The sequence below is a fragment of the Sedimentitalea sediminis genome (genome assembly GCF_042687825.1).
Lineage (GTDB): Bacteria > Pseudomonadota > Alphaproteobacteria > Rhodobacterales > Rhodobacteraceae > Sedimentitalea.
In genome coordinates, this window is sequence record NZ_JBHUQE010000013.1 from 21,204 (window position 1) to 44,396 (window position 23,193).

25 protein-coding genes are annotated in these 23,193 nt (G+C 61.1%); 12 read left to right on the plus strand and 13 right to left on the minus strand.

Features of this window, described 5'->3' with window-relative positions; all coding sequences use genetic code 11:
* Positions 1 to 182: 182 nt before the first annotated feature.
* The 4 genes from ACFMPD_RS11760 to ACFMPD_RS11775 all read left to right on the plus strand — a co-directional run bounded on the left by ACFMPD_RS11760 (position 183) and on the right by ACFMPD_RS11775 (position 2,905).
* Complete coding sequence (locus ACFMPD_RS11760) at positions 183 to 335, plus strand: hypothetical protein (protein WP_380994414.1); 153 nt, start codon at positions 183 to 185, stop codon at positions 333 to 335.
* Between the two features lie 37 nt (positions 336 to 372).
* Complete coding sequence (locus tag ACFMPD_RS11765; protein WP_380994417.1) at positions 373 to 588, plus strand: hypothetical protein; 216 nt, start codon at positions 373 to 375, stop codon at positions 586 to 588.
* A 196-nt stretch (positions 589 to 784) separates the two neighbouring features.
* Positions 785 to 1,969, plus strand: a complete 1,185-nt coding sequence (locus ACFMPD_RS11770; RefSeq protein ID WP_380994419.1) for a type III PLP-dependent enzyme — start codon at positions 785 to 787, stop codon at positions 1,967 to 1,969.
* A gap of 87 nt (positions 1,970 to 2,056) precedes the next feature.
* A complete protein-coding gene (locus tag ACFMPD_RS11775; protein WP_380994422.1) occupies positions 2,057 to 2,905 on the plus strand; it encodes an urea carboxylase-associated family protein in 849 nt (282 codons plus the stop codon).
* An 83-nt stretch (positions 2,906 to 2,988) separates the two neighbouring features.
* On the opposite strand, the gene deoD is transcribed toward ACFMPD_RS11775, so the two are convergent.
* From deoD to ACFMPD_RS11790, 3 genes are all read right to left on the minus strand, one after another.
* Complete coding sequence (deoD, locus tag ACFMPD_RS11780) at positions 2,989 to 3,693, minus strand: purine-nucleoside phosphorylase (RefSeq protein ID WP_380994425.1); 705 nt, start codon at positions 3,691 to 3,693, stop codon at positions 2,989 to 2,991.
* 18 nt (positions 3,694 to 3,711) lie between these two features.
* Complete coding sequence (locus tag ACFMPD_RS11785) at positions 3,712 to 4,035, minus strand: H-NS histone family protein (protein ID WP_380994427.1); 324 nt, start codon at positions 4,033 to 4,035, stop codon at positions 3,712 to 3,714.
* A 113-nt stretch (positions 4,036 to 4,148) separates the two neighbouring features.
* A complete protein-coding gene (locus tag ACFMPD_RS11790; protein WP_380994430.1) occupies positions 4,149 to 6,113 on the minus strand; it encodes a protein meaA in 1,965 nt (654 codons plus the stop codon).
* Between the two features lie 148 nt (positions 6,114 to 6,261).
* Between ACFMPD_RS11790 and ACFMPD_RS11795 the strand changes: the two genes are divergently transcribed.
* The 7 genes from ACFMPD_RS11795 (at position 6,262) to ACFMPD_RS11825 (ending at position 13,205) form a co-directional block, all read left to right on the plus strand.
* Entirely contained in the window at positions 6,262 to 7,674 is a 1,413-nt protein-coding gene (locus ACFMPD_RS11795; protein ID WP_380994432.1) for a 1-acyl-sn-glycerol-3-phosphate acyltransferase, read from the plus strand.
* A 109-nt stretch (positions 7,675 to 7,783) separates the two neighbouring features.
* Positions 7,784 to 9,073, plus strand: coding sequence for a crotonyl-CoA carboxylase/reductase (gene ccrA / locus ACFMPD_RS11800; protein WP_380994435.1), 1,290 nt, complete (start codon positions 7,784 to 7,786; stop codon positions 9,071 to 9,073).
* Positions 9,074 to 9,287: 214 nt separating this feature from the next.
* Positions 9,288 to 9,506, plus strand: coding sequence for a hypothetical protein (locus ACFMPD_RS11805; RefSeq protein WP_380994438.1), 219 nt, complete (start codon positions 9,288 to 9,290; stop codon positions 9,504 to 9,506).
* Positions 9,445 to 10,164, plus strand: a complete 720-nt coding sequence (locus ACFMPD_RS11810; protein WP_380994440.1) for a helix-turn-helix transcriptional regulator — start codon at positions 9,445 to 9,447, stop codon at positions 10,162 to 10,164. Before ACFMPD_RS11805 ends, ACFMPD_RS11810 begins: the two co-directional genes overlap by 62 nt.
* Positions 10,165 to 10,246: 82 nt before the next feature.
* Complete coding sequence (locus ACFMPD_RS11815; RefSeq protein WP_380994443.1) at positions 10,247 to 10,885, plus strand: acyl-homoserine-lactone synthase; 639 nt, start codon at positions 10,247 to 10,249, stop codon at positions 10,883 to 10,885.
* A 59-nt stretch (positions 10,886 to 10,944) separates the two neighbouring features.
* Positions 10,945 to 12,474: an ATP-dependent DNA helicase gene (locus tag ACFMPD_RS11820; RefSeq protein ID WP_380994446.1), complete on the plus strand. Its 1,530-nt coding sequence runs from the start codon at positions 10,945 to 10,947 to the stop codon at positions 12,472 to 12,474.
* Positions 12,471 to 13,205 carry an SDR family oxidoreductase gene (locus ACFMPD_RS11825; RefSeq protein ID WP_380994448.1) on the plus strand — a complete coding sequence of 245 codons (735 nt, stop codon included), beginning with the start codon at positions 12,471 to 12,473 and terminating at the stop codon, positions 13,203 to 13,205. The genes ACFMPD_RS11820 and ACFMPD_RS11825 overlap by 4 nt, the downstream gene beginning before the upstream one ends.
* Before the next feature lie 28 nt (positions 13,206 to 13,233).
* Here ACFMPD_RS11825 and ACFMPD_RS11830 read toward each other — a convergent pair whose 3' ends face one another.
* From ACFMPD_RS11830 to ACFMPD_RS11875, 10 genes are all read right to left on the minus strand, one after another.
* The gene (locus ACFMPD_RS11830) at positions 13,234 to 13,992 is read right to left on the minus strand and encodes a TIGR02186 family protein (RefSeq protein ID WP_380994451.1); all 759 of its coding nucleotides are present in this window, start codon (positions 13,990 to 13,992) and stop codon (positions 13,234 to 13,236) included.
* Positions 13,993 to 13,994: 2 nt separating this feature from the next.
* A complete protein-coding gene (locus ACFMPD_RS11835; protein ID WP_380994454.1) occupies positions 13,995 to 14,918 on the minus strand; it encodes a sulfite exporter TauE/SafE family protein in 924 nt (307 codons plus the stop codon).
* Positions 14,919 to 15,014: 96 nt separating this feature from the next.
* On the minus strand, positions 15,015 to 16,154 hold the full coding sequence (locus ACFMPD_RS11840; RefSeq protein ID WP_380994457.1) for an ABC transporter permease: 1,140 nt from the start codon (positions 16,152 to 16,154) through the stop codon (positions 15,015 to 15,017).
* The gene (locus tag ACFMPD_RS11845; RefSeq protein ID WP_380994460.1) at positions 16,154 to 17,248 is read right to left on the minus strand and encodes an ABC transporter permease; all 1,095 of its coding nucleotides are present in this window, start codon (positions 17,246 to 17,248) and stop codon (positions 16,154 to 16,156) included. The genes ACFMPD_RS11840 and ACFMPD_RS11845 overlap by 1 nt, the downstream gene beginning before the upstream one ends.
* 1 nt (position 17,249) lies before the next feature.
* On the minus strand, positions 17,250 to 18,812 hold the full coding sequence (locus ACFMPD_RS11850; RefSeq protein WP_380994463.1) for an ABC transporter ATP-binding protein: 1,563 nt from the start codon (positions 18,810 to 18,812) through the stop codon (positions 17,250 to 17,252).
* Positions 18,813 to 18,814: 2 nt separating this feature from the next.
* Entirely contained in the window at positions 18,815 to 19,813 is a 999-nt protein-coding gene (locus ACFMPD_RS11855) for a BMP family lipoprotein (RefSeq protein WP_380994465.1), read from the minus strand.
* 150 nt (positions 19,814 to 19,963) lie between these two features.
* A complete protein-coding gene (locus ACFMPD_RS11860) occupies positions 19,964 to 20,383 on the minus strand; it encodes a GNAT family N-acetyltransferase (protein WP_380994468.1) in 420 nt (139 codons plus the stop codon).
* A complete protein-coding gene (tsaB, locus tag ACFMPD_RS11865; protein WP_380994471.1) occupies positions 20,380 to 20,982 on the minus strand; it encodes a tRNA (adenosine(37)-N6)-threonylcarbamoyltransferase complex dimerization subunit type 1 TsaB in 603 nt (200 codons plus the stop codon). Before tsaB ends, ACFMPD_RS11860 begins: the two co-directional genes overlap by 4 nt.
* Before the next feature lie 20 nt (positions 20,983 to 21,002).
* Positions 21,003 to 21,566 (minus strand): NifU family protein, encoded by a 564-nt coding sequence (locus ACFMPD_RS11870; protein WP_380994474.1) that lies wholly within the window; start codon positions 21,564 to 21,566, stop codon positions 21,003 to 21,005.
* A 107-nt stretch (positions 21,567 to 21,673) separates the two neighbouring features.
* Positions 21,674 to 22,129, minus strand: coding sequence for a universal stress protein (locus tag ACFMPD_RS11875; protein WP_380994476.1), 456 nt, complete (start codon positions 22,127 to 22,129; stop codon positions 21,674 to 21,676).
* Positions 22,130 to 22,341: 212 nt separating this feature from the next.
* On the opposite strand from ACFMPD_RS11875, the gene ACFMPD_RS11880 reads away from it, so the two are divergent.
* Positions 22,342 to 23,187, plus strand: coding sequence for an FkbM family methyltransferase (locus ACFMPD_RS11880; RefSeq protein ID WP_380994479.1), 846 nt, complete (start codon positions 22,342 to 22,344; stop codon positions 23,185 to 23,187).
* Positions 23,188 to 23,193: the final 6 nt, after the last annotated feature.

Genomic DNA, 23,193 nt, shown 5'->3' on the forward strand with positions numbered 1-23,193 from the left:
CACTGGCCGGCCCGCGCGGCGGTGTTTCCACCGAGGATCGGCGCGCGGCGCCTGAAGCCTGCCCGCATCGGTGCGCGATGCGGCGTTGTCTGCATGGCGGGTCTGAAGATTTTTTGGGTTTACGCGACGCCCGACCGGTTTAGATTGTGATCAGGGAGGTTTCTGAAACCTCGGAGAAGACCATGAAGACCCTGGTTCCGTTGACACCCGCCAAAGCACGCGTCGCACTTGCAATTCTGGAACAGGCCTATGCCTACTACATGCCTGAAACCTTGGTCGGGGCCGCTCCAAGACCCGTGGGCGAAGACCTGTTCGCCTATTTCGCCGCATCGTAACCGGTCGGTTGCCGCGACCAGCAGCAGGACAGCCTGAATGCCGGTCCTGCTGCTGGTTCTGCTGTTGGGTGTTTTGGCCTATCTCTACTGGAAACACCGCACCTCGACCCTGTCCCGCAACTGCCGTTGGCGCGCGGACCGCACAGAAGGTGGGGATGCCTATCGCTGTGTCAGTTGCGGCGGACGTACCAGAACCGAAGACGGCAGACCGCCGCGATATTGTATTGCGCAACTGCCTCGCGATCTGGGCTAGAAACGGGAAAGCGAAAAATCCGCCACGCCGGTGCATTTTTTTCTTGATCGAAATCGCTATTGTCCCCAAATGCGCAATCAAGACGCCAACGCACGCGCCTCTGCCTCCAGGGTTCACCCCCATGGTTACGTAGCGACGGTAACGTCTCTGAATGGAAGTGAGCGGTCATATATGGCCGGGTCTATTGGAGATGACCATGAGCGCTATCGTAACCGATTTGTCGGCCGCCGTTCCTGTTGCGCCCGCCGTTGCCCCGCCCAGCCGCATCGAAACCTTTCTGCAGACTGCCCGGTTCGAGCGTCCGACCCTGGTTCTGGACATAGAAGCCGTTGCCCGTCAGTATCGCGCCCTCAAGGCCGGACTGGGCCGCGCGCTTATCCACTATGCAGTCAAGGCCAACCCTCAGCGCGAGATCATCGAAGCGCTGGTCAACCTCGGTTCGGGGTTTGACGCAGCGTCGCGTGCCGAAATCGAACTGTGCTTGTCGCAAGGCGCTGCTCCCGCGAACATCTCGTTCGGAAACACCGTCAAACGCGCCAGCGACATTGCTTTTGCGTATCACGCCGGAGTTGACCTGTTCGCTGCGGATGCCGAAGAAGAACTGGAAAAGATTGCCGAGCATGCGCCTGGCTCCCGGGTCTATATCCGCCTGATCGTCGACGCGTCAGAGGCCGATTGGCCGCTCAGCCGCAAATTTGGTTGTGCCCGTGACAAGGCGATCAAGCTGCTGGACATGGCCATCGAACTGGGCCTGACCCCGGTCGGTTTTTCGTTCCATGTTGGCAGCCAGACCCGCCGTGCCGAAATGTGGACCGCGACCCTGGATCAGGTGGCGCAGATCTGGCACGACGCAAGAGCAACCGGTCACGACCTGACCCTTTTGAACATCGGTGGCGGTTTTCCGGCTTTTTATGGCGAAGAGGTCGAGGCGCCGACCCCCTATGCAGCGCGCGTTGTCGATCTGATCTCCGAGCGGTTCGGCGACGTGCCGCAGATCATGGCCGAGCCGGGTCGCGGTCTGGTCGCCGAGGCCGGGATGATTGCCGCCGAGGTTCTGCTGGTCTCCAGGAAATCGGACAGCGACATGTTCCGCTGGGTCTATCTGGACATCGGTAAATTCTCGGGGCTGGCAGAAACCATGGACGAGGCGATCCGCTATCAGTTTCTGACCGACCGGGATCACGAGGATACCGGCCCCTGCATTCTGGCCGGGCCGTCCTGTGACAGTGCCGATGTGCTGTATGAAAAGCGACCTGTCGCGTTGCCGCTGGGACTGCGGTCGGGCGATCGGTTCATCATCCGCAATTGCGGCGCCTACACCTCGACCTATGCGTCGATAGGTTTCAACGGCTTTCCGCCGCTGGACATCGTGGTGATCTGAGCTTTCCGAACACAAGGGATCGGGCAGGGGTTTCCCTGTCCCACGATCTGGCGCACTGTTTTGGGCGATACCCATGGAGCGCGCCAGATGCCCTTTGATCCTCCCGCTGACGCCGAAATGCGACGTCAAGTCGCGCCGGTGGTCTGTTACCCGACAGAAACCCTGCCACAGGCTGACCTGGCGCTGTATCGCACCGCGCGCCTCGGCGCGGAGAAAACCGGAGAAATTTTGGTTCCGCCCCGCGAAGCCCGCTGCTTCGAGGTGCCTGCCGGACAGTTTTTCCGCATTGCATCGGTCGAGGGGCCACAGGTCGGCGACCTGAACCTGTGGAGTTTAACCGACCTGTCCGAGCGGTTCTATTCCGGCAAGACCCGCGCCCTGCATGGCACGCATGTGACGACAGGGCATCGATTGTGGAGCGGCTTTCCGCATCTGCGCCCGATGGCGACCATCGTCGCCGACACGCTGGACTGGTACGGCAAGGATCAATTTGGCGGTTCAGTGCATGATGTGATCGGCACCCGGTGTGACCCCTATACCGGAAACCTGCTGACGGGCGGACAGTATCATCATTGCTGCCATTCCAACCTGACCCGCGCCCTGGCCGACCATCTGGGAATGTCGCTTGCACAGGCCGAGCCGCATGTGCACGATGTCCTGAACGTGTTCATGTGCACCGGGTTCACCCGCGACCGAGGGCAGTATTTCATGAAAGCCAGCCCTGTGCGGCCCGGAGATTATCTGGAAATCTTTGCTGAAATTGATCTTCTGGGGGCGCTGAGCGCCTGCCCGGGGGGAGATTGCAGTTCCGAGCATTCAAGTGACAAGGCGGCCTGTCATCCGTTGAAGGTGGAGTTTTTCACGCCGCAGCCCACGGATCTGTCCGGATGGTCCTCGCCCGCGCGCAACGGCTATGATCGGTCGCATGGGCGCTAGGGTCGTCGATTCTCCGGGGGCTGGTACAGGGGCACAGAGGATTTCCATTATACCGCAAAAGCCGGCGCCAGTACCGCCGCGGGTCAGGAAAAGGCGGCGGTCAGAGCGATCTCGACCATGTCGCCGAAACTGGTTTCGCGCTGATCCGAGGGCAATGCCTCGCCAGTAATCAAGTGGTCCGAGACCGTGAGCACGGCCAATGCGCGGCGTTTGTAGCGGGCTGCCAAAGTATACAGTTCGGCAGCCTCCATTTCGACACCCAGAATGCCGTGCCGAACCATCTGTTCGTTCAGATCCGAGCGCTCGTCGTAAAAAACATCTGATGAATAGATGCCACCGACATGGGCAATTGTGCCTTTTTCTGCTGACGCCGCTGCGGCGGCTCGCAATAAATCCCAATCGGCACAGGGGGCAAAGGACAACTCGCGAAAAATGCTGCTGGACGGGCTGGTCACCGTGCTGGCTGTCATGGCGAGGATCACGTCGCGTATTGCGACGTGATCCTGCATGCCTCCGCATGATCCTATGCGAATCAATGTTTTGGCGTCGTAGTCCCGTATCAGTTCGTTCACGTAGATCGACAGGGAAGGCATTCCCATACCGGTCCCTTGAATGGATACAGGATGGCCTTTCCATGTTCCGGTAAAACCCAGCATTCCACGGACCTCGTTGACCCGTTCCACATCGGTCAAAAAGGTTTCCGCGGCCCATTTCGCGCGATAGGGATCGCCCGGCAACAAGACGGTTTCGGCAATACTGCCGGGTTCGGCTCCGATATGTATGGTCATGAAAAGGTCAGGCCGAAACTAGATTTCGAATTCCGAAACATCGACGCCCTTTTCCAGCGCATCGTGAATCCATTGCGGTTTTCGCCCGCGCCCAGACCAGGTTTGTTCCGGGTTTTCGGGATTCCGGTATTTCGGTTTCGACTTTGCGGCTTGTCCGCCGCCCTTTTTCTTGACGTCTCCGGACAATTCGTTCAGCGAATAGCCGAATTCCGCGGCAGCCTTTTCAGCAGCCTTCAGGGCTTCGCGGCGCTCGCGTTGTTCCGCATCCACAAGCGCCTTTTCGACATCCCTTTTCAGTTGATTCAGTTCCTTACGCGACATGGCTTTGAGATTGATCGCCATTTAATGCTCCTGTTGAGTGGTCATGGCGAATGGTGTCCGCCACTGGCGGACACCTTAACGGTTTTATTCTGATCTTTCAGCGTCAATCCGAAAAAACTTTATCTGCCAGCAAATTATTGCGCAGCAACCGCCTTTGGATCGACCAGGGTCACGATATCCATCATGATCGTGTTCAATTCGAAATCCTTGGGCGTATAAACCTTGGCAACGCCCATGTTGTTCAACCTGACCGCGTCTTCATCCGGAATAATGCCCCCAACGATTACGGGGATATGTGACAATCCGGCTTCTTTCATCCGGTTTATCAGATCTTCGACCAGAGGAATGTGGCTGCCTGAGAGTATCGACAGTCCGACGACATGCGCGTTTTGGTCGATGGCTGCGGTCACGATTTCTTCGGGAGTTAGGCGAATTCCGTCATAGGAAATGTCCATGCCACAATCGCGAGCCCGGAATGCGATCTGTTCCGCCCCGTTGGAATGCCCGTCCAGACCCGGCTTTCCGACTAGGAATTTCAGGCGCCGGCCCAGCCGGTCGCTGACCGCGTTGACAGCATCGCGAATGTGATCCAGACCCTCGGTCTTGTTCGAGGGCGATCCCGAAACGCCTGTCGGCCCACGGTAGGTGCCAAAAGTCTGGCGCATCTGTTCGGCCCATTCGCCCGTGGTCGCCCCGGCCTTGGCGGCGGCAATCGAGGGCTCCATCACATTGGCACCGCTGGCCGCCGCTTGGCGCAGGGCGGCAAGGGCCGCCTGAACCGCCGCCTCGTCCCGTTGAGCGCGCCAGGCGACCAGCCTGTCGATCTGCTCCTGTTCGACGGCCGGGTCGACCACCATGATGCCACCGTCCTCGCTCATCAGGGGCGACGGTTCGGTTGCCGTGAACTTGTTGACACCGACCACCGTCGTCTCGCCGGCCTCGATCCGGTTCAGCCGCTCGGCGTTGGACTCGACGAGCCGCGATTTCATGTATTCGATCGCCTGGATCGCACCGCCCATGCTGTCCAGATTGGCAAGCTCGGCGCGGGCGCCGGTCTTGAGCGCTTCGACCTTGGCATCGACGGCCGGGTTGCCGTCAAACAGATCGTCGAATTCCAGCAGATCGGTTTCAAAGGCCAGGATCTGCTGCATGCGCATTGACCATTGCTGGTCCCAGGGGCGGGGCAGTCCCAACGCTTCGTTCCAGGCCGGCAATTGCACGGCACGGGCGCGGGCCTTTTTGGACATTGTCACCGCCAGCATCTCAATGAGAATGCGATAGACGTTGTTTTCCGGCTGCTGTTCGGTCAGACCCAGTGAATTGACCTGAACCCCATAGCGAAAGCGGCGCATCTTTGGGTCGGCGATGCCATAGCGGGTTTCGCAGATCTCGTCCCAGAGATCGACAAAAGCGCGCATCTTGCACATCTCGGTGACAAAGCGGATGCCGGCATTGACAAAGAACGAGATCCGCCCGACCAGAGCCGGGAAATCCGCCGCGGGAACACGGGGACGCAATTCATCCAGAACCGCGATCGCGGTGGCCAGTGCAAAGGCCAGCTCCTGTTCCGGCGTCGCCCCGGCCTCTTGCAGATGATAGGAACACACGTTCATCGGGTTCCATTTCGGCACGTTGGAATAACAGTATTCGGCCACATCCGCGATCATCTTCAGCGATGGCTTGGGGGGGCAGACATAGGTGCCGCGGCTGAGATACTCCTTGATCAGGTCGTTCTGCACCGTTCCTTGCAACTTGCTGACATCCGCGCCCTGTTCTTCGGCGACGGCAATATAAAGCGCCAGCAACCATGGTGCCGTGGCGTTGATCGTCATCGAGGTGTTCATCTGTTCCAGCGGAATCTGATCGAACAGCGCGCGCATGTCGCCCAGATGCGCCACCGGAACACCCACCTTGCCGACTTCGCCGCGTGCAAGGACATGATCGCTGTCATAGCCGGTCTGGGTTGGCAGATCGAAGGCCACGGACAAACCGGTCTGCCCTTTAGCCAGATTTCCGCGATACAGCGCGTTCGAGGCTTGCGCGGTGGAGTGTCCGGCATATGTCCGGATCAGCCAGGGGCGGTCTTTCTGCGTCTGCATTCTATGGGCCTCGCGAGTCACTACGGAAATAATATTGCGTTGAAGATGTCTAAACAGAAATTTTCGGCATATGTCAATTCGCTGCATCGCGGCATGTTTCGCGATGGTCCGGATTGTGAGTGCAGTGATTTGATGTCAGGCTGTCGGCATGATGCAACAGGTCCAGATGCCGGTATGGCTGCTTGTACTGATCTTGGGGTTCGCCCTTATCGCGGCCTTGGACAAGGTGATGATTCCATCTGTCAGGTGGTTCTTTCGGCGTCGGCTCGAACGGGTCGTGGCGCGGTTGAACCAGCGGCTTGAAAGGCCGATCCAGCCGTTTAAGCTGGCCCGTCGGTTCGACATGATCCAGCGCTTGATCTACGATCCTCAGGTCAGCCAGGCCGTTTCGGACCATGCTCGCACAAAGGGCATACCGGAAAGCGTCGCTTTTGAAGAGGCCCGGCGCTATGCGCGCGAAATCGTGCCGTCGTTTTCGGCATCGGCTTATTTCGGTTTCGCCATCCGCGCCGCGCGCTTTCTGTCGAACGCGCTTTATCGCGTGCGTCTGGGGCATCATGACGAAGAGAGTCTGAAAGCGATCGACCCCGAGGCGACCGTGGTCTTTGTCATGAACCACCGCAGCAACATGGATTACGTTTTGGTGACCTATCTTGCGGCGGAACGCTCGGCGCTTTCCTATGCGGTCGGCGAATGGGCACAGGTCTGGCCGCTCAGCGGGCTGATCCGCGCGATGGGGGCCTATTTCATTCGCCGCAAGTCGCGTAATGAACTCTATCGCAGGGTGCTGGCACGCTATGTCACGCTGGCGACGCAGGCCGGAGTCACGCAGGCCATGTTTCCCGAAGGTGGACTGAGCCAGACCGGTGCGCTGATGCCGCCCAAGCTGGGTTTGTTGAAATACATCGTGGACGGATTCGACCCCGACGGGCGGGATGTCGTGTTTGTTCCGGTGGCTCTGAATTATGACCGGGTGCTCGAGGATCGCATCCTGCTGGCCGCTGCCAAAGACAAAAAGGGGCGGTTCAGGGCCCGTATCGGCGTGATCGCGGGCAAGGCGGTCAAACAATTGTGGCTGCGGATGATCGGGCGCTATCACCGATTTGGCTATGCTGCCGTCAGCTTTGGTCGGCCTGTGTCGTTGAAAGACGTTGTCAGCCACCATGACCGCGACCCGACGGTTCCGCTGGCGCGTCTGTTGTCTGCCGAGATCGGTTCGATCGTTCCAATCGTTCCGGTGCCTCTGGTCGCGTGGCTGGTGCTGCGGCACGGCCCGATGACCCATGACGAGATCGTGGCGGGTTTCGAGAACACCCTGATTCGACATCCGGCGGCGCATGTTCATCTGCCGCGACACGACTTGAACTATGCCACTGAGGTGGGCCTGCGCCAGCTGACCAAGCGCAGGGTTCTGAGTTTGGTGGGCGGCCACTATTGCCCAGCTCCGGATCAGGTCGAAATTCTGACATATTATGCAAACTCGATCCGCCATCTCATGATCGAACCCGAAGAGGGTGATTCTGCGGCCGCAAAGGGACTTTCTGCACCTGCGGGGTCATAAAGTTACCAAAATAGATCATTTGGTGTTGCATTATTGCGCGGCCGTCCATATCCCCATTTTGGCAAACGCGATTCTGCGTTGCGGCAAACCCAAGCAACAGGAGGCCAGCATGGCTTTGGACACACACAGCGACATTGCTCCATATGAGGCGCCTGAAAAGGACCTTTACGAAATCGGAGAGATCCCTCCGCTGGGCTATGTCCCCAAGCAGATGTACGCATGGGCCATCCGCAAGGAGCGCCACGGTGAACCCGACACAGCCATGCTGGAAGAGGTCGTCGACGTGCCCGAACTGGACAGCCACGAGGTGCTGGTTCTGGTGATGGCCGCCGGTGTCAACTATAATGGCGTCTGGGCATCGCTGGGCAAACCGATCAGCCCGTTTGACGGTCACAAGGCCCCCTATCACATCGCGGGCTCGGACGCTGCCGGCATCGTCTGGGCAGTTGGCGACAAGGTCAAGCGCTGGAAGGTCGGCGACGAGGTCGTGATTCACTGCAACCAGGACGATGGCGACGACGAGGAATGCAACGGCGGCGACCCGATGTATTCTCCCAGCCAGCGGATTTGGGGATACGAGACGCCGGATGGTTCTTTTGCCCAGTTCACCAATGTGCAGGCACAGCAATTGATGCCGCGTCCCAAGCACCTGACCTGGGAAGAGGCGGCCTGCTACACGCTGACGCTGGCGACCGCCTATCGAATGCTGTTCGGTCACGAGCCGCATGACCTGAAGCCCGGCCAGAACGTTCTGGTCTGGGGGGCGTCGGGCGGATTGGGCTCCTATGCCATCCAGTTGATCAATACAGCGGGCGCAAATGCCATCGGTGTGATCTCGGACGAAAGCAAACGCGATTTCGTGATGGAATTGGGTGCCAAGGGCGTCATCAATCGGCGCGATTTCGATTGCTGGGGGCAGCTGCCTACGGTGAATACGCCGGAATACAATGCGTGGCTGAAGGAAGCGCGCAAATTCGGCAAGGCGATCTGGGAGATCACCGGCAAGGGCGTCAACGTTGACATGGTCTTTGAACATCCCGGCGAGGCGACGTTCCCGGTTTCGACCCTGGTCGTCAAGAAAGGCGGCATGGTCGTCATCTGCGCCGGTACCTCGGGTTTCAACCTGACCTTTGACGTGCGGTACATGTGGATGCACCAAAAGCGTCTGCAGGGCAGCCACTTTGCCCACCTCAAGCAGGCCAGCGCAGCCAACAAGCTGATGCTCGAACGGCGTCTCGATCCCTGCATGTCCGAGGTCTTTTCCTGGGCCGACCTGCCGCAGGCACATATGAAGATGATGCGTAACGAACACAAACCGGGCAACATGTCGGTGCTGGTGCAGTCGCCTGTAACCGGTCTGCGCACCCTCGAAGAGGTGCTGGAAGCAGGGAAGGATTAAGGTCCACCCGACACAAGATATCTAAATTAAGCGCCCGCGAATCACATGGCCGTGACGCGGGCGTTTTGCTGTCCAGAGCCAGAATCAGGGAACTCAGAGGCTTGTATATTGCGCCCTCGCCATTTCTGGGGAGATGAAACCGGCGAATTTCCTAACAATGCCCCTCGTGCTACAGTTGTGTTAATCTTTCGTTAACTACTGCGGGGCGATTCTGATGACGCATAATGACTGGATACTGGACGTTTTGGCGGACCTCAAATCATTTGCTTCCGCAAATGGTCTGAGTGCCTTGGCTGAACAGCTGGACGACACGACGTTGATCGCCGCTGCCGAAATCGCGTCCCAGAAAGAAGAGGCGCCCGCGCAACCGAATGTCGAGCACGGTCAACTTGGATCAAATATTGCAGGACTTGGACGCCACCAGCGCGCTTGAGGGTCTGCAGGACATCATCGTGGCGTTGCGAGACGCCTTCAAAGTCGATCATATCGTATATCACTGGGTGGACAGCGCGGGCGATCAATATGGCTGCGGAACCTACTCGGATGAATGGAGGGACAGATATCTCGTCCAGAACTACCATCGCATCGATCCGGTTATCATCGGATGTTTTCAGCGGTTTCATCCGGTAGACTGGAAACGACTGGACTGGTCCAGCAAGGCGGCGCGGCACTTTCTGTCAGAAGCGCTGGCATACGGTGTCGGAAACCAAGGGTTTTCAATTCCGATCCGGGGGCCGAACGGACAGTTCGCCCTCTTCACCGTCAGCCACAATTGCGATGATGCAGTTTGGGCGGACTTTACCGAAACGCATAGCCGCGACCTGATCCTGATCGCGCATTTCTTCAACCGAAAGGCACTGGAATTCGAGAAGGGCCGGCAACCCGAACAATCCCGAGCGCTGTCCCCGCGCGAAGTGGATGCGATGACGTTGCTGGCCATGGGCTACAGCCGGGCACAGGTTGCCGACACGCTGTCGATCTCGGAACACACGCTGAGGGTCTATATCGAGAGCGCCCGGTTCAAGTTGGGTGCCCTGAATACCACCCATGCCGTTGCCCGGGCCATGAGCCGCGGGTTAATCGTGGTTTGACGCGCCGCGCGTGGCGCTGACATGATCTTAACCACCCTTGTCGTAAACCTGTTTTCAGCCAGGACGACAAGGGGACATGATCATGCTGCGCTATATCTACGCGAAAGACCTTCACAACTATCCGAAACTGGCCCAGTCCATGTTCGAGGATCGGGCCGACCAGTTCAAGACGCGACTGGGCTGGGATGTTGACATCGATCATCTGGGGCGGGAACGCGACAGCTATGATCGGCTGAACCCGCTCTATGTGATTTGGGAGGAACCCGATGGCACCCATGGCGGTTCCATGCGCTTCCTGCCGACAACCGGGGCGGTGATGGTGAATGACGTATTCGGTCATCTGACCGGTGGAACCACAATCTCGAGCCCGCTGATTTGGGAATGCACACGCTTCTGCCTTTCCCGCAGTGCCAAGTCGAACGTGGCCGCGGCGCTGATGCTGGCGGGCGGTGAAATCATGACCGGGTTCGGCATTCGCCACTTTGTCGGTGTGTTTGACGCCCGAATGGTGCGCATCTACCGAATGATCGGTTCGTCGCCCGATGTATTGGGCAGCGACGGTGAAGGACGCGACAAGATCAGTGTCGGTCTGTGGGCGTTTTCGCCCGAAGCCAAGGCCCAGATTGCCCGCCGTGCCGGAATTTCGCCCGAACTGTCAAAGATGTGGTTTGACTGTGCCTTTGGTCCCGACGCATCCTGCCAGTTGGCAATGTCGGCCTAAAGGCGGTAAAAATCCCGAGGTATCTGGCGAACCAGAAGGTGCGACTGTAGGGTCGCGTCATGACCGCAACGCCGCTGACCTTTTCGGATGACCAGGCCACCGCCTATGACAATATCGCCGATCTGTTGAGTTCGGCCGGGATTGATCTGAACGACAGCCTGCTCACGCCGCCGAACGATGGCGGGGCTGGTGTCATGGCGGTGATCGGCAAGGCCGGATCCGGCAAGACGCTGTTGCTGGCCGAACTCTATCGGGCGTTGCAGGACGCCGGGGTCGAAATCGTATCGGGTGACTACGAGAACCGGAGACGCAAGGACAGAAGGACGCTGGCAATTCTGGCGCCGACCAACAAGGCCGCAAGTGTGCTGCGCCTGCGCGGCGTTCCGGCCACGACGATCCATCGGATTCTCTATACACCAGTCTACGATCCGGAATACGAGCGTATCGCGGATTGGCTGGCGAATGGCGGCGAGCGGCCGGAAATCGAGGGTCTCAGCGAACTGGCGCTGGACCGGGCCGCGGCGTTTTATGCCAACAACAAATCGATTCCGGGTGCGCTGGCGGCAGCGGGGTTGCGCGGATCGGATTTCATCACCGGGTGGAAACGCCGCGAAGACCCGCTGGACATCGGCTTTGTCGATGAGTCTTCGATGCTGGACGACCGCCAGTTTTCCGATCTGAAAGAGATCTTTCCGACGCTGTTGTTGTTTGGCGATCCGGCACAGCTGGCGCCGGTGAATCAGTCGGGCAGCATGGTGTTTGACGGTCTGCCGGATGCGCGCAAGCTGGAGTTGAGCCGGGTGCACCGGCAGCGGGCGGACAACCCGATCTTGGATCTGGCACATGCGCTGGGCGACCCACAGCTGGATTTTCACGATTTCGAACAAATGGTGGAAGACGTGGCCCGGCGCGACGAGCGTGTGGTCTGGGGGCAGCGGGTCGAGGTCGATCTGATGGCGCGCAGTCCGGTTCTGGTTTGGCGCAATGCCACTCGTATCCGATTGATCAGCGCTTTTCGTACGGTGCATGGAGCGCCCGAAGATGCTCTGCTGGAAGGTGAGCCGCTGATCTGCGACGGCATCGAATTGCCGCTGAAGCACCGAAAAAAGCGCTTGGATCTCGAAGCGCGCGGGCTGATCAAGGGAGCCCAGGTCGTGTATCTGGGACCCGGCAAGCGACCCGGTTTCTCGCGTTTGCATGTCATCGGCGCGGAAGACCCGCAGGTCAGCGCGGCTTCCATTGTCAAGATCGAGAAAGCCGATGAAGAAGAGCCGTTCATCCCTTTTGCCGCCCGCATGGGGGCAACCTTTCTGCATGGCGCGGCCGTCACCATCCATAAGGCGCAGGGCTCGCAATGGGAAACCGTTCAGGTTTTTGCCCCCGATCTGTTCGTGGCCGCCCGGATGGGGCGGATTGAGGCCGGCCAGCCCCTGTGGAAGCGACTGGCCTATGTCGCGATTACCCGGGCGCAGGACAGGTTGATCTGGGTGGTGCGAAATCGCTTGTCCAAGCCGACGAGAGCCCTGCCCGTGGATGACCTGCGCGCTGCACCGGCGGCGCCGTTGACGTTGGAGGCCGAGGCGGAATGAAGTCCATCCTGATCACGGGCGCCAGTTCGGGCATCGGTCATGCAACGGCCGAACTGTTTCTGCAGAACGACTGGCGCGTCGGTCTGTTGGCGCGCCGGGCACAGCCGCTGACCCGTCTGGCCGAAACCTATCCGGCCGCAGTGCCGCTGGTCGCCGACGTCACCGATCCCGAGGCCGTGACCGGTGCCTTTGCGGTCTTTGCCGATGCCGCCGGGCGGCTGGATGTGCTGTTTAACAACGCGGGTATCTTCACGCCTGCCGGCACAATCGATGAAATTGCGCTGGACGACTGGTACGCCTCGGTGAATGTCAATCTCAACGGTATGTTTCTGTGCGCGCGCGCGGCATTCGCGACCATGCGGGCGCAGAACCCGCGCGGCGGTCGGATCATCAATAACGGGTCCATCGCAGCGCATGTCCCGCGCCCCGGATCGACGCCCTATTCGACGACGAAACATGCGATCACCGGATTGACCCGCAGCCTGTCTCTGGATGGGCGGCCCTTTGACATCGCTTGCGGGCAGATCGATATCGGCAATGCCAGCACGCCGATGGTCGCGGAATTGAACCGCAAGATCGTGCAGGCGGATCCGCTGGCAGAACCGGACCCGACAATGGCAGTAGAGGACGCCGCCGCATCTGTCCTGCACATGGCCAGCCTGCCGCTTGGCGCAAATGTCCAGTTCATGACGGTGATGGCGACCAAGATGGCCTATATCGGGCGCGGCTGAATTTCCGCGCAGCGACAGTCGCTCGCGCTCAGTTGCGCAACAGTCGGAAAGCCGTCGAAGCTCCCCAACCTGCGGCGATGGCGATCGCCAGGGACATAAGCCCGTACAGCAAAGGCTGTTCGCGGGACAGGGTGAACAGCCACCGCTCCAGCCCGACCTTACGCACGTCGATTGAGGTTTCATATTGCGACACGATCCGGCCGTTTCGCGTCAGAAAGATGCGTGTGGCATAGTCGCCTTCGGTCAGGTTGGCGGGCATCTCTATCGCGGTCCGAAACAGGGTCTGCTGATCCAGCGCCACCTGGCCTTCGAGATGCTGGTACAGGCCGGAATTGCGGCGAATGCGAATGATGGCGTCGGTAAAGCTGCTGGCATCCGAGACGTTGGCGGGGGCTCCGACCGACCGGATCGCCTTGTCGACGGTGATTTTGTGGCGCAGATCCTCGGTGTTGCTCAGCACCTGTTCCAGCGGCCCGGTTGAAGCGACCGAATAGAAACTGGGTGCGCGATCAACCTCAACCGCTTCGGTGTTGACCCAGATGCCAAACACGTTCGACTTGCGCCGCACGGTGATCGGTTGCGACGGTCCGGCCACGGTGATCACGACATGCAGCGGGCCATCCGTCGGGATCGGTTTCTCGCGTTTGACCGCCCCAAAGATCAGGATCTCCGAGCCGTCGAAGCTGGTGGTGATGGCCACTTTGTCCTTGCTGAGCCCCAGCACCACCTCTTCGGCGGCTGACAGGCAGGGAATCAACAGCAGGGAAAGGCAGATCAGCAGGCGCATGATCAATGCCCCCCGGGGGCACCCAGCGAGTACAGCTCGCCGGGTTGCAGCAGCAGATCCAGGGCCAGTTTGCCGCAGACGGCCAGCACCATCAGAGCCAGCAGGATGCGCAACTGTTCGGCCTTCATCTTGACGCCGATGCGTGTGCCAATCTGCGCGCCGACGACACCGCCAATCAAGAGAAGCACCGCAAGCACCACATCGACCGTGTAGTTCGTCGTGGCGTGCAGCATGGTGGTAAAGCCGGTGACAAAGATGATCTGGAACAGCGACGTTCCGACCACCACCTTTGTCGGCATACCCAGGATATAGATCATGGCCGGCACCATGACGAAACCGCCGCCCACGCCCATGATCGCCGCCAGGATGCCGACAAGAACGCCGACGATGACCGGCGGAATGACCGAAATATACAGGCCCGAGGTTCGGAACCGCATCTTGAGCGGCAAGGCGTGAACCCAGGTCCGCTGCCGCCGGACTACGGGCGGTTTTCCCCCGGCCTTGCGGGACTTCTGTATGGCGTTCAGGCTTTCGATGAACATCAGCCCGCCGACCACGCCCAAAAACAGCACATAGCAGAGCCGCACCAGCAGATCGACCTGGCCGACGCTCTTGAGATAGTTGAACACGACCACGCCGAGCGCGGCGCCGATCAGGCCGCCCACCAGCAGGACCGTTCCCATTTTCAGATCGACGGTCTTGCGCCTGAAATGCGCCAGGACACCGGAAAAGGACGAGGCGACGATCTGGTTCGCTTCGGTGGCCACCGCGACCGCCGGCGGGATGCCGATAAAGAACAGCAGCGGAGTCATCAGGAACCCGCCGCCGACGCCGAACATTCCCGATAGTATTCCCACCATTCCGCCCAATCCCAGAAGGAGAAAGGCGTTGACCGAGACCTCGGCGATGGGAAGGTAGATCTGCATGATCCTTGTTAGACTGCTATTTGTTGCAAAATCAACCACGGATGCTGCCGCGCAGCGACAAGGGGCCGGTGCAAAGGGTCCCATGCCGGCAAAACGCTATCGTTCCTTGACATAGGGTTCGCCCCCGGCGCGCGGTGGCACCGCCTTGCCGACGAAACCGGCCAGGATCACCACGGTCAGGACATAAGGCAGGGCATCCATCGCCTGCACCGGGATCCGAATGCGAAAATCCAGTACCGGAACGTTTCGCACCATCACAGCCACCGCAAACAGCGCCGCCGCTGTCTTTATCGCTGTCAGAACCGTCTTGAACCCGGTGCGCCGGGCCGCCGAAATCAAGGCCGCTACAATAGCAAAGGTCAGCGCCAGCAGGCACATAAAGGCCAGCAGATAGGCGAATGTCGTGTCGATGTTCTGATACCGCAGCGCCACCGCCTGCAGCAGACCGAACAGCAGGCAGGACCACATCGCGGCCCAGGGCCTCCACTTGGCAAAGATCAGTGCGGCCAGCGCGATGAATCCGCGTCCGGCGGTCATTTCCTTGACGAAACCGGCCTGCAGCGCGGTGGCCAGATAGGCCCCGGCAATGCCGCATAGCACACCGCAGATGGCCACTGCGGCATAGCGCAATCCGACCACGGACACACCGGCCGTGTCGACCGCTGCAGGGTTCTCGCCGACCGCACGCAGGCGCAGACCGAACCGCGTGCGATACAGAACCCACCATGTGGCCGGAACCGCCGCCAGCGCGGCATAGACCAGGATGGAATGGCCGGACAGCAACTCGGAATAGACCGGTCCCAGCATTGGTACGTCGCGCAGACTGTCTGCAAAGGGCAAGGTAATCGGCCCAAAGCGCGCCCCGCCCATCAATGAAGGCGTGCGCCCGCCCTGGCTGAACCAGTCCTGCGCGATCAGAACCGTCATGCCGGCGGCAAGAAAGTTGATCGCGACTCCGGAAATCAGCTGATTTCCCCGAAAGGTGATCGACGCCAGCCCGTGCAGCATCGCCAGCACCATCGACGCGGCGATCCCGGCCAGCAGGCCCAGCCAGACCGAGCCCGACAGCGCCGCAACGGCGGCGGAAAAGAACGCCGCCGCCAGCATCTTGCCCTCGAGCCCGATGTCAAAAATCCCGGCGCGTTCCGAGAACAGCCCGGCCAAACAGGCCAGCAGCAAGGGTGTCGCCAGCCGGATCGTGCTGTCCAGAACCTGGATGATCGTCAGAAAATCCATCACGCGCGTCCCTTGCGCAGGCGCAGGAACAGACGTTCCAGCGGCATTCGCACCATGTTGTCCAGCGCACCGGTGAACAGGATGACCAGCGCCTGAATCACCACGATCAGTTCGCGCGGAATGGACGTCCACAGTGCCAGTTCCGCGCCGCCCTGATAGAGAAACCCGAACAATATTGCCGCCAGAAACACGCCGAACGGGTGGCTGCGCCCCATCAGCGCCACCGCGATGCCGATGAAACCGGCGCCTTCGGTGGCATTCAGAACCAGCCGCTCGGCCTCGCCCATGACGTTGTTGATCGCCATGCAACCGGCCAGCCCGCCCGATATCAGCATCGCGACCATGGTGATCCGAAAGGGCGAGATGCCGGCATAGAGCGCACCGGTTTCGGAATGGCCATAGGCGCGAATTTCGTATCCCAGACGGGTGCGCCAGATCAGCAGCCAGACCGCGACACAGGCCAAAAGCGCGACGAAAAAGGTGATATTGGCGGGGGCGCCGCGAAACAGCGTCGCCTCGGCGGTCGAGAACATCTGTTGGAACGACGGCAAATGCACCGCCTCGGGAAACCGCGCCGTGGCCGGATCCATCGCGCCTTGCGGGCGCAGGACGTTCACCAGCACATAGTTCAGCACCGCGGCGGCGATGAAATTGAACATGATCGTGGTGATCACGACATGGCTGCCGCGCCGGGCCTGCAGATAGGCCGGTATCGCGGCCCAGGCCGCGCCGAAAAGGGCGGCGGCAACGGCGGCCGCGATCAGAGCCAGCGACCAGTGCGGCCAGGGGATGTATAAGCAAGCGATGGCCACGCCCAGCCCGCCCAGCATCGCCTGACCCTCGCCGCCGATATTGAACAGCCGGGCATGAAAGGCCACCGAAACTGCCAACCCGGTGAACATGAAATTCGTGGCATAATACAGCGTATAGCCCCAGCCATAGGTCGAACCCAGCGCGCCCTCGACCATCGTTCTCATGGCCGAGACCGGGTCTTCGCCGATGCCCAGGATCACCAGGGCGGACAGGATCGCGGCCAGGATCAGGCTGATCAGCGGGATCAGCACCACGTCGGCCCATTTCGGCATCACATCCATATCACACGGCCTCCTCTGTGATGCCGGCCATCAGCAGTCCCAGTTCCTTTTCGTCAGTCTGACCGGGCAGGCGTTCCCCCATGATCCGGCCGTCGAACATCACTGCGATGCGGTCGGCCAGGCCAAAGATTTCCTCCAGTTCGACGCTGACCAACAGCACCGCCTTGCCCTGATCACGCAGGGCAACGATCTGCTTGTGAATGAATTCGATGGCGCCGATATCGACGCCGCGCGTCGGCTGACCGACCAGCAGCAGGTCGGGGTTGCGCTCGATCTCGCGCGCCACGACGATCTTTTGCTGGTTGCCGCCACTGAAATTTTTCGCGGCCAGCCAGGGGTCCGCGGGGCGGACGTCGAATTTCTCGATCTTGGCCACGGTATCGGCGCGCAGGGCGGCATTGTTCATCAGGAAACCGCTGCGATAGGCGTCGTCGCGGTGATAGCCAAAGGCGACGTTCTCCCAGGCGTGGAAGTCCATGATCAACCCTTCGCGCTGGCGATCCTCGGGCACGTGGGCGATGTGGCGGGCGCGGCGGGCCTGGCCGTCTGAGTCGGCTCCGGACAGGGCCAGCGGCACGCCGTTCAGCCGGATGTTGCCGGTACCAGGACGCATGCCGCCCAGCACTTCCAGCAGTTCCGACTGGCCATTGCCGGCGACCCCGGCGATGCCCAGTATCTCGCCGGCCCGAATGGTCAGATCAATGCCCTTGACACGTTCGACACCCTTGTCGTCGACCACATGCAGGTTCTCGATCTGCAGCACCGGCTTGCCGACGCGCGCCGGGGCCTTGTCGACCCGCAACAGCACCTTGCGGCCGACCATCAGTTCGGCCAGGTGCTCGGGACTGGTGTCGCTGGTTTTGACCGTGGCCGTCATCTCGCCGCGCCGCATCACGCTGACAGTGTCGGTGATGTCCATGATTTCACGCAGCTTGTGGGTGATCAGGATGATGGTTTTGCCCTCTTGGCGCAGCCGGTGCAGGATGCGGAACAGCTGATCGGCCTCGGACGGTGTCAGCACTCCGGTCGGTTCGTCCAGGATCAGGATGTCGGCCTTGCGATACAGCGCCTTGAGGATCTCGACGCGCTGCTGCATGCCGACGCCGATATCTTCGATCCGCGCGTCCGGATCGACATTCAGCCCGTATTCCTCGGCCAGCTCGATCAGGCTGGCCCGGGCCTTGGCCAAGCTGGGTTTCAGCCGCCGGCCATCTTCGGCGCCCAGGATGATGTTTTCCAGAACGGTGAAGTTCTCGACCAGCTTGAAATGCTGGAACACCATGCCGATGCCCGATGCAATGGCGGTCTGGCTGTCTGGGATCTCGGTCCTGCGACCGGCGATATGGATTTCACCACTGTCGGCCCGGTAAAAGCCGTAGAGGATCGACATCAGTGTCGATTTGCCGGCGCCGTTCTCGCCGATGATGCCATGGATCGTGCCGGGCGCGACCGCGATCGAGATATTCTTGTTGGCCTGCACGGGGCCAAAGGCCTTGGAAATGCCGCGCAGTTCAATCGCCGGAGCGGCGGACGTCCGCCGCTCCGCAACGTTGTGAGCAGCCACCGTCAGAAGCTCAGATCCGGGCAGCTGTCATTGTCGTAATAGCTGACCACATTGGTCTCGCCGTCGATGATGCTCTGGCGCGCGGCTGCGACGGCGGTTTTCATTTCCTCTGTCAGCAAGGCTTCGTTGTTTTCATCTACTGCGTACCCGACGCCATCTTCGGCCAGACCCAGAACGAAAACACCGGTTTCCACGTCCTCGCCGGCTTTCATGGCGTCATAGACCGCAACATCGACGCGTTTCAGCATAGAGGTCAGTACCTTGCCCGGATGCAGGTGGTTCTGGTTGCTGTCCACACCGATCGACAGGATGCCTTCGTCCGCGGCGGTCTGCAGAACGCCCACGCCGGTTCCGCCGGCGGCGGCATAGATGACATCGGCCCCCTGGCTGATCTGCGCCTTGGTCAGTTCCGAGCCTTTCACCGGGTCGTTCCATGCCGCGGGCGTGGTGCCGGTCATGTTGGCGATGATCGTTGCTTCCGGGTTCGCGGCCTTGACGCCCTGGGCAAACCCACAGCCAAAGTGGCGGATCAGCGGTACATCCATGCCGCCGATAAAGCCGACCGTGCCGGATTTGCTGGCCATTGCCGCCAGTATGCCGACCAGATAGCTGCCTTCGTGTTCGGCAAATCCGACCTGACGGATGTTCGGCGCATCCAGCCAGGTCACGTCAATCACGACGAACTTTGTATCCGGATAGTCCGGCGCCACCGAACTGAGCGGATCGGCCATGGCAAAGCCCATCGTGATCACCGGGTTTGCCCCGGCCTCGGCAAAGCGCCGCAGCGCCTGTTCGCGCTGGGCTTCGGATTGCATTTCGATCTCGCGGAACGTGCCGCCGGTTTCCTCGGCCCAGCGTTGCGCTCCATTGAACGCCGCTTCGTTGAACGACTTGTCGAACTTACCGCCCAGATCAAAGATCAGGGCCGGCTCGGCCATGGCGGTACCTGCGGCCAGCGCAAGGCTGGCAACGGCACCCATCAGGGGTTTCATAACGGACATCTGGACTCTCCCGGTTGTTTTTCTTTGGAGCCGCCGAGAAGCTTCCCGTTGGCCCGATCATGCGTACATATCTGCCGTGACAGGCCAAATAAGCACGCAGGCGGCGCTGCCGGTCAACATGTTTCGTGTTGTGAGAGCGGTATTTGCGGGTTATCCGGGCGTCAACTCGCAGCACATCAGCACCGCATCGACGGCGCTGCCATCGCGGCGCGGATAATAGCCAGGGCGCAGTCCGCTGCGTCGATAGCCGCACGCCGTGTACAGCGCCAGCGCCGGCCTGTTATCTGCCGCAACGTCAAGAAATCCGCGCGCCGCGCCCAGACCGCGCGCGGTCTGGTGCCAGGTCCGCATGCAGGCTCTGGCCAGGCCACGCCGCTGCATGTGCGGGTGGGTGGCGATGGTCAGCAATTCCGCCTCATCGGCGATCACGCGGATCAGCGCGAAACAATCGCGGTCGCCGATGGCATGGCAGAACCGCTGCGACAGCAGGTCAGCGAATTCGCTCGCCGTCCAGGGCCGGGCCTGTCGAAAGGCGGCAGCGTGGGTGGCCGCCATGTCTTGCGGTGTCATCCGTCCAACAGCGCCGGTGGCGTGTCCCGAGACGGCGCCGCATCTGCGGCGCGGGCATAGAGCGGCGCAGGTGGCACAGTGGTGTCGCGCCAGTTGGCGGCCGCAATGCGGGCGATTGCCTCGGCCAGACCCGGCGGGCTGGGGTCGGTCAATAGCGCATGACGGGCGATACTCGCAGCCTCGCTGCGGGGCAACAGCCGGGGCGCGGCGCGAAGATCGCCGGGGTCGCACAGATAGACCTGATCGCGGGGCGCCGGGATGGCCGGCACGCGATCCGGATCCAGCCAGGCGCGCGCCTGGCAGCCGGAGACGCCGACCGCCGGGATGTTCAGCGCCAGCGCCAGTCCGCGCGCTGCCGAAACGGCGATGCGGATTCCGGTGAAATTGCCCGGCCCGATCCCGACGCCAAGTGCCGTCAGATCGCGCCACGATGCGCCGCCTTCACTCAGAATTTCTTCCAGCAGCGGGATCAACCGTTCCGCCTGTCCGCGGGTCATGTCCTCGCGGCGATCCGCCAGCAGACGATCGCCGGACAGCAAAGCGGCCGCGCAATGCGCGGCCGATGTGTCAAAAGCCAGGATCAGCGCCTCGGACGTCATCGGATGCTCGGCGCCGGCGCTCAGACGGCGACCGGGCGCACCTCGGTCACTTCGGGAATGTAATGGCGCAACAGGTTCTCGATGCCCATTTTCAGGGTCAGGGTCGAGGACGGGCAACCGGCGCAGGCCCCCTGCATATGCAGATAGACGACGCCGCGCTCAAAGCCGTGAAAGGTGATGTCGCCGCCGTCCTGAGCCACGGCTGGGCGCACGCGACTGTCCAGCAATTCCTTGATCTGGTTGACGATCTCGGCATCCTCGCCGCTGTGTTCGGCATGGCCCGACGCGGATTGCTGACCGCTGTCGATCACCGGTTGGCCGGATTGGTAATGCTCCATCACCGCGCCCAGGATCGCCGGTTTCAGGTGGTCCCATTCGACATCGTCCGATTTCGTGACGGTGACGAAATCGTTGCCGAAAAACACACCCGAAACGCCCTGAACGGCAAAGATGCGCTGTGCCAGTGGCGATTTCTGCGCCGCGTCTGCCGTCGGGAAATCCGCCGTTCCCGCTTCGAGAACGGTCTGACCGGGCAGGAACTTGAGAGTCGCGGGGTTGGGTGTGGACTCGGTCTGGATGAACATGGCGTGACTCCGGTTGCTTGCTCTGGATATGCGCCCGCGTCAGGGACAAGTCAAGGTTTGGAACGGTTCTAAACTATGCGCCGCGATCCGGCGCTCCGCAACCGGCGTCAGGTAATCGCCTCAAGCTTTTCCTTGCTCAGATCGCCGGGCACGATGGTGATCGGGATCGGCAGCGATCCCGAGGCCCGGGTCAGTTGCGAAACCAGCGGTCCGGGCCCTTTCTTGTCGGTGCCGGCCCCCAGAACCAGAACGCCGATCTCGGGGTCTTCCTTGATCTGGGCGATGATCTCGGGCACCGCCTCGCCTTCGCGGATCACCAGTTCCGGATCGACGCCCTGACGGTCGCGCATCCATTTCGCAAAGACCTCGAAATGCGCGTGGATGCGCTCGCGGGCTTCTTCGCGCATGACTTCGGCGACACCGATCCAGTGGTTGAACTCGTCGGGCGGAATGATCGACAGGATCGCCACTGCGCCGTCGGTATGGGCGGCCCGCATGGCCGCGAAGCGCATGGCGTTCAGGCATTCGCGGCTGTCATCCAGGACGACAAGAAACTTGCGCATGGCGGTATTCCCCTTTGCGCCGCGATCATGCCGCAGCGGCCGGGCGCTGGCAATGACCTAGACACAGAGAATCCGGCGGCGCGGGCAGGGGGAGGGCGCTGGCGGTTTCCCGCAATCGCGCATCGGACCGGTTCGCCACGTTGACTGTACGGGAATGACATGGGCTAAGGCGGGATCGAGGATGGGACGAAACCGGCGGCAGCGCGGGCGGCATGGGGCTGAGAAGTGTTCTGGCGAAACTGGTGGCAGACCGGGTGATGGCCGGCACGCGGACCCGGCGCGCCGTGATGGACCGTCTTGCCGGTGACGGCATCCGGTTTCTCAAGGAGGCGCCTGACCATACCGTCGCGTTCTTTCCCAGCGACGTGATCGGGCGCCAGATTCTTGAAACCGGCGAGTTTTTGCGCCAGGCCGTTCGCGACCTGCGGGCGCATCTAGAGCAGAACCGGTGTTTTCGGCCCGGGATGACGGTGCTGGAAATCGGTGCAAATATCGGCACGCAGACGATCTATTTCTTTCGGGATTTGGATTGCGCCCGGCTGATTGCGTTAGAACCCGACCCAGACAATCTGCGCGTACTGACGCATAACATGGCGCTGAACGGTCTGACGGACAGGATCGAGCCGTTGGCCCTGGCTGCCTCGGACCGCGCCGGCCAGGCGCAGTTCACCCGCAACCTGCTGAACCGGGGCGGCTCGGGGCTGGGCGACGGCACCCGGCGCGGCACGGACAGCGAATCGTTTTCGGTCGACGTGGTGGGCATCGACGATCTGCTGCGCGCCCGTGGACAGGGCCCCGAGACGATCGATCTGGTCTGGATGGATGTGGAAGGACATGAACTGGCCGCGCTCCGGGGAATGACCCAGCTGATGAAAACCGCCCGTCCGCCGGTCTTTCTGGAATACACCCCGTCGGCGGACCCGGAACGCGCCCGCGCCATGCGAGATCTGTTGTTCGGCACCTACGGACAGGTTTGCCTCTACGATGTCGCGTTTCGCCCTCTGTCAAAAAAAGACTTTGCCGCATTGTCCCGTCAGGTCGATCTGCTGGCGATCTGACGGAAC

Excerpts from the sequence above, each read along its gene's own strand:
- ACFMPD_RS11840 (WP_380994457.1), bottom strand. The coding sequence starts at position 16,154 with ATGGATTTTCTGACGATCATCCAGGTTCTGGACAGCACGATCCGGCTG.
- ACFMPD_RS11795 (WP_380994432.1), top strand. The coding sequence starts at position 6,262 with ATGATGCAACAGGTCCAGATGCCGGTATGGCTGCTTGTACTGATCTTG.
- ACFMPD_RS11810 (WP_380994440.1), top strand. The coding sequence starts at position 9,445 with ATGTCGAGCACGGTCAACTTGGATCAAATATTGCAGGACTTGGACGCC.
- ACFMPD_RS11815 (WP_380994443.1), top strand. The coding sequence starts at position 10,247 with ATGCTGCGCTATATCTACGCGAAAGACCTTCACAACTATCCGAAACTG.
- ccrA (WP_380994435.1), top strand. The coding sequence starts at position 7,784 with ATGGCTTTGGACACACACAGCGACATTGCTCCATATGAGGCGCCTGAA.
- ACFMPD_RS11765 (WP_380994417.1), top strand. The coding sequence starts at position 373 with ATGCCGGTCCTGCTGCTGGTTCTGCTGTTGGGTGTTTTGGCCTATCTC.
- ACFMPD_RS11880 (WP_380994479.1), top strand. The coding sequence starts at position 22,342 with ATGGGGCTGAGAAGTGTTCTGGCGAAACTGGTGGCAGACCGGGTGATG.
- ACFMPD_RS11785 (WP_380994427.1), bottom strand. The coding sequence starts at position 4,035 with ATGGCGATCAATCTCAAAGCCATGTCGCGTAAGGAACTGAATCAACTG.
- ACFMPD_RS11760 (WP_380994414.1), top strand. The coding sequence starts at position 183 with ATGAAGACCCTGGTTCCGTTGACACCCGCCAAAGCACGCGTCGCACTT.
- ACFMPD_RS11805 (WP_380994438.1), top strand. The coding sequence starts at position 9,288 with ATGACGCATAATGACTGGATACTGGACGTTTTGGCGGACCTCAAATCA.
- ACFMPD_RS11875 (WP_380994476.1), bottom strand. The coding sequence starts at position 22,129 with ATGCGCAAGTTTCTTGTCGTCCTGGATGACAGCCGCGAATGCCTGAAC.
- ACFMPD_RS11770 (WP_380994419.1), top strand. The coding sequence starts at position 785 with ATGAGCGCTATCGTAACCGATTTGTCGGCCGCCGTTCCTGTTGCGCCC.
- ACFMPD_RS11820 (WP_380994446.1), top strand. The coding sequence starts at position 10,945 with ATGACCGCAACGCCGCTGACCTTTTCGGATGACCAGGCCACCGCCTAT.
- ACFMPD_RS11790 (WP_380994430.1), bottom strand. The coding sequence starts at position 6,113 with ATGCAGACGCAGAAAGACCGCCCCTGGCTGATCCGGACATATGCCGGA.
- tsaB (WP_380994471.1), bottom strand. The coding sequence starts at position 20,982 with ATGACGTCCGAGGCGCTGATCCTGGCTTTTGACACATCGGCCGCGCAT.
- ACFMPD_RS11830 (WP_380994451.1), bottom strand. The coding sequence starts at position 13,992 with ATGCGCCTGCTGATCTGCCTTTCCCTGCTGTTGATTCCCTGCCTGTCA.
- ACFMPD_RS11825 (WP_380994448.1), top strand. The coding sequence starts at position 12,471 with ATGAAGTCCATCCTGATCACGGGCGCCAGTTCGGGCATCGGTCATGCA.
- ACFMPD_RS11855 (WP_380994465.1), bottom strand. The coding sequence starts at position 19,813 with ATGTCCGTTATGAAACCCCTGATGGGTGCCGTTGCCAGCCTTGCGCTG.
- ACFMPD_RS11860 (WP_380994468.1), bottom strand. The coding sequence starts at position 20,383 with ATGACACCGCAAGACATGGCGGCCACCCACGCTGCCGCCTTTCGACAG.
- deoD (WP_380994425.1), bottom strand. The coding sequence starts at position 3,693 with ATGACCATACATATCGGAGCCGAACCCGGCAGTATTGCCGAAACCGTC.
- ACFMPD_RS11845 (WP_380994460.1), bottom strand. The coding sequence starts at position 17,248 with ATGGATGTGATGCCGAAATGGGCCGACGTGGTGCTGATCCCGCTGATC.
- ACFMPD_RS11835 (WP_380994454.1), bottom strand. The coding sequence starts at position 14,918 with ATGCAGATCTACCTTCCCATCGCCGAGGTCTCGGTCAACGCCTTTCTC.
- ACFMPD_RS11870 (WP_380994474.1), bottom strand. The coding sequence starts at position 21,566 with ATGTTCATCCAGACCGAGTCCACACCCAACCCCGCGACTCTCAAGTTC.
- ACFMPD_RS11775 (WP_380994422.1), top strand. The coding sequence starts at position 2,057 with ATGCCCTTTGATCCTCCCGCTGACGCCGAAATGCGACGTCAAGTCGCG.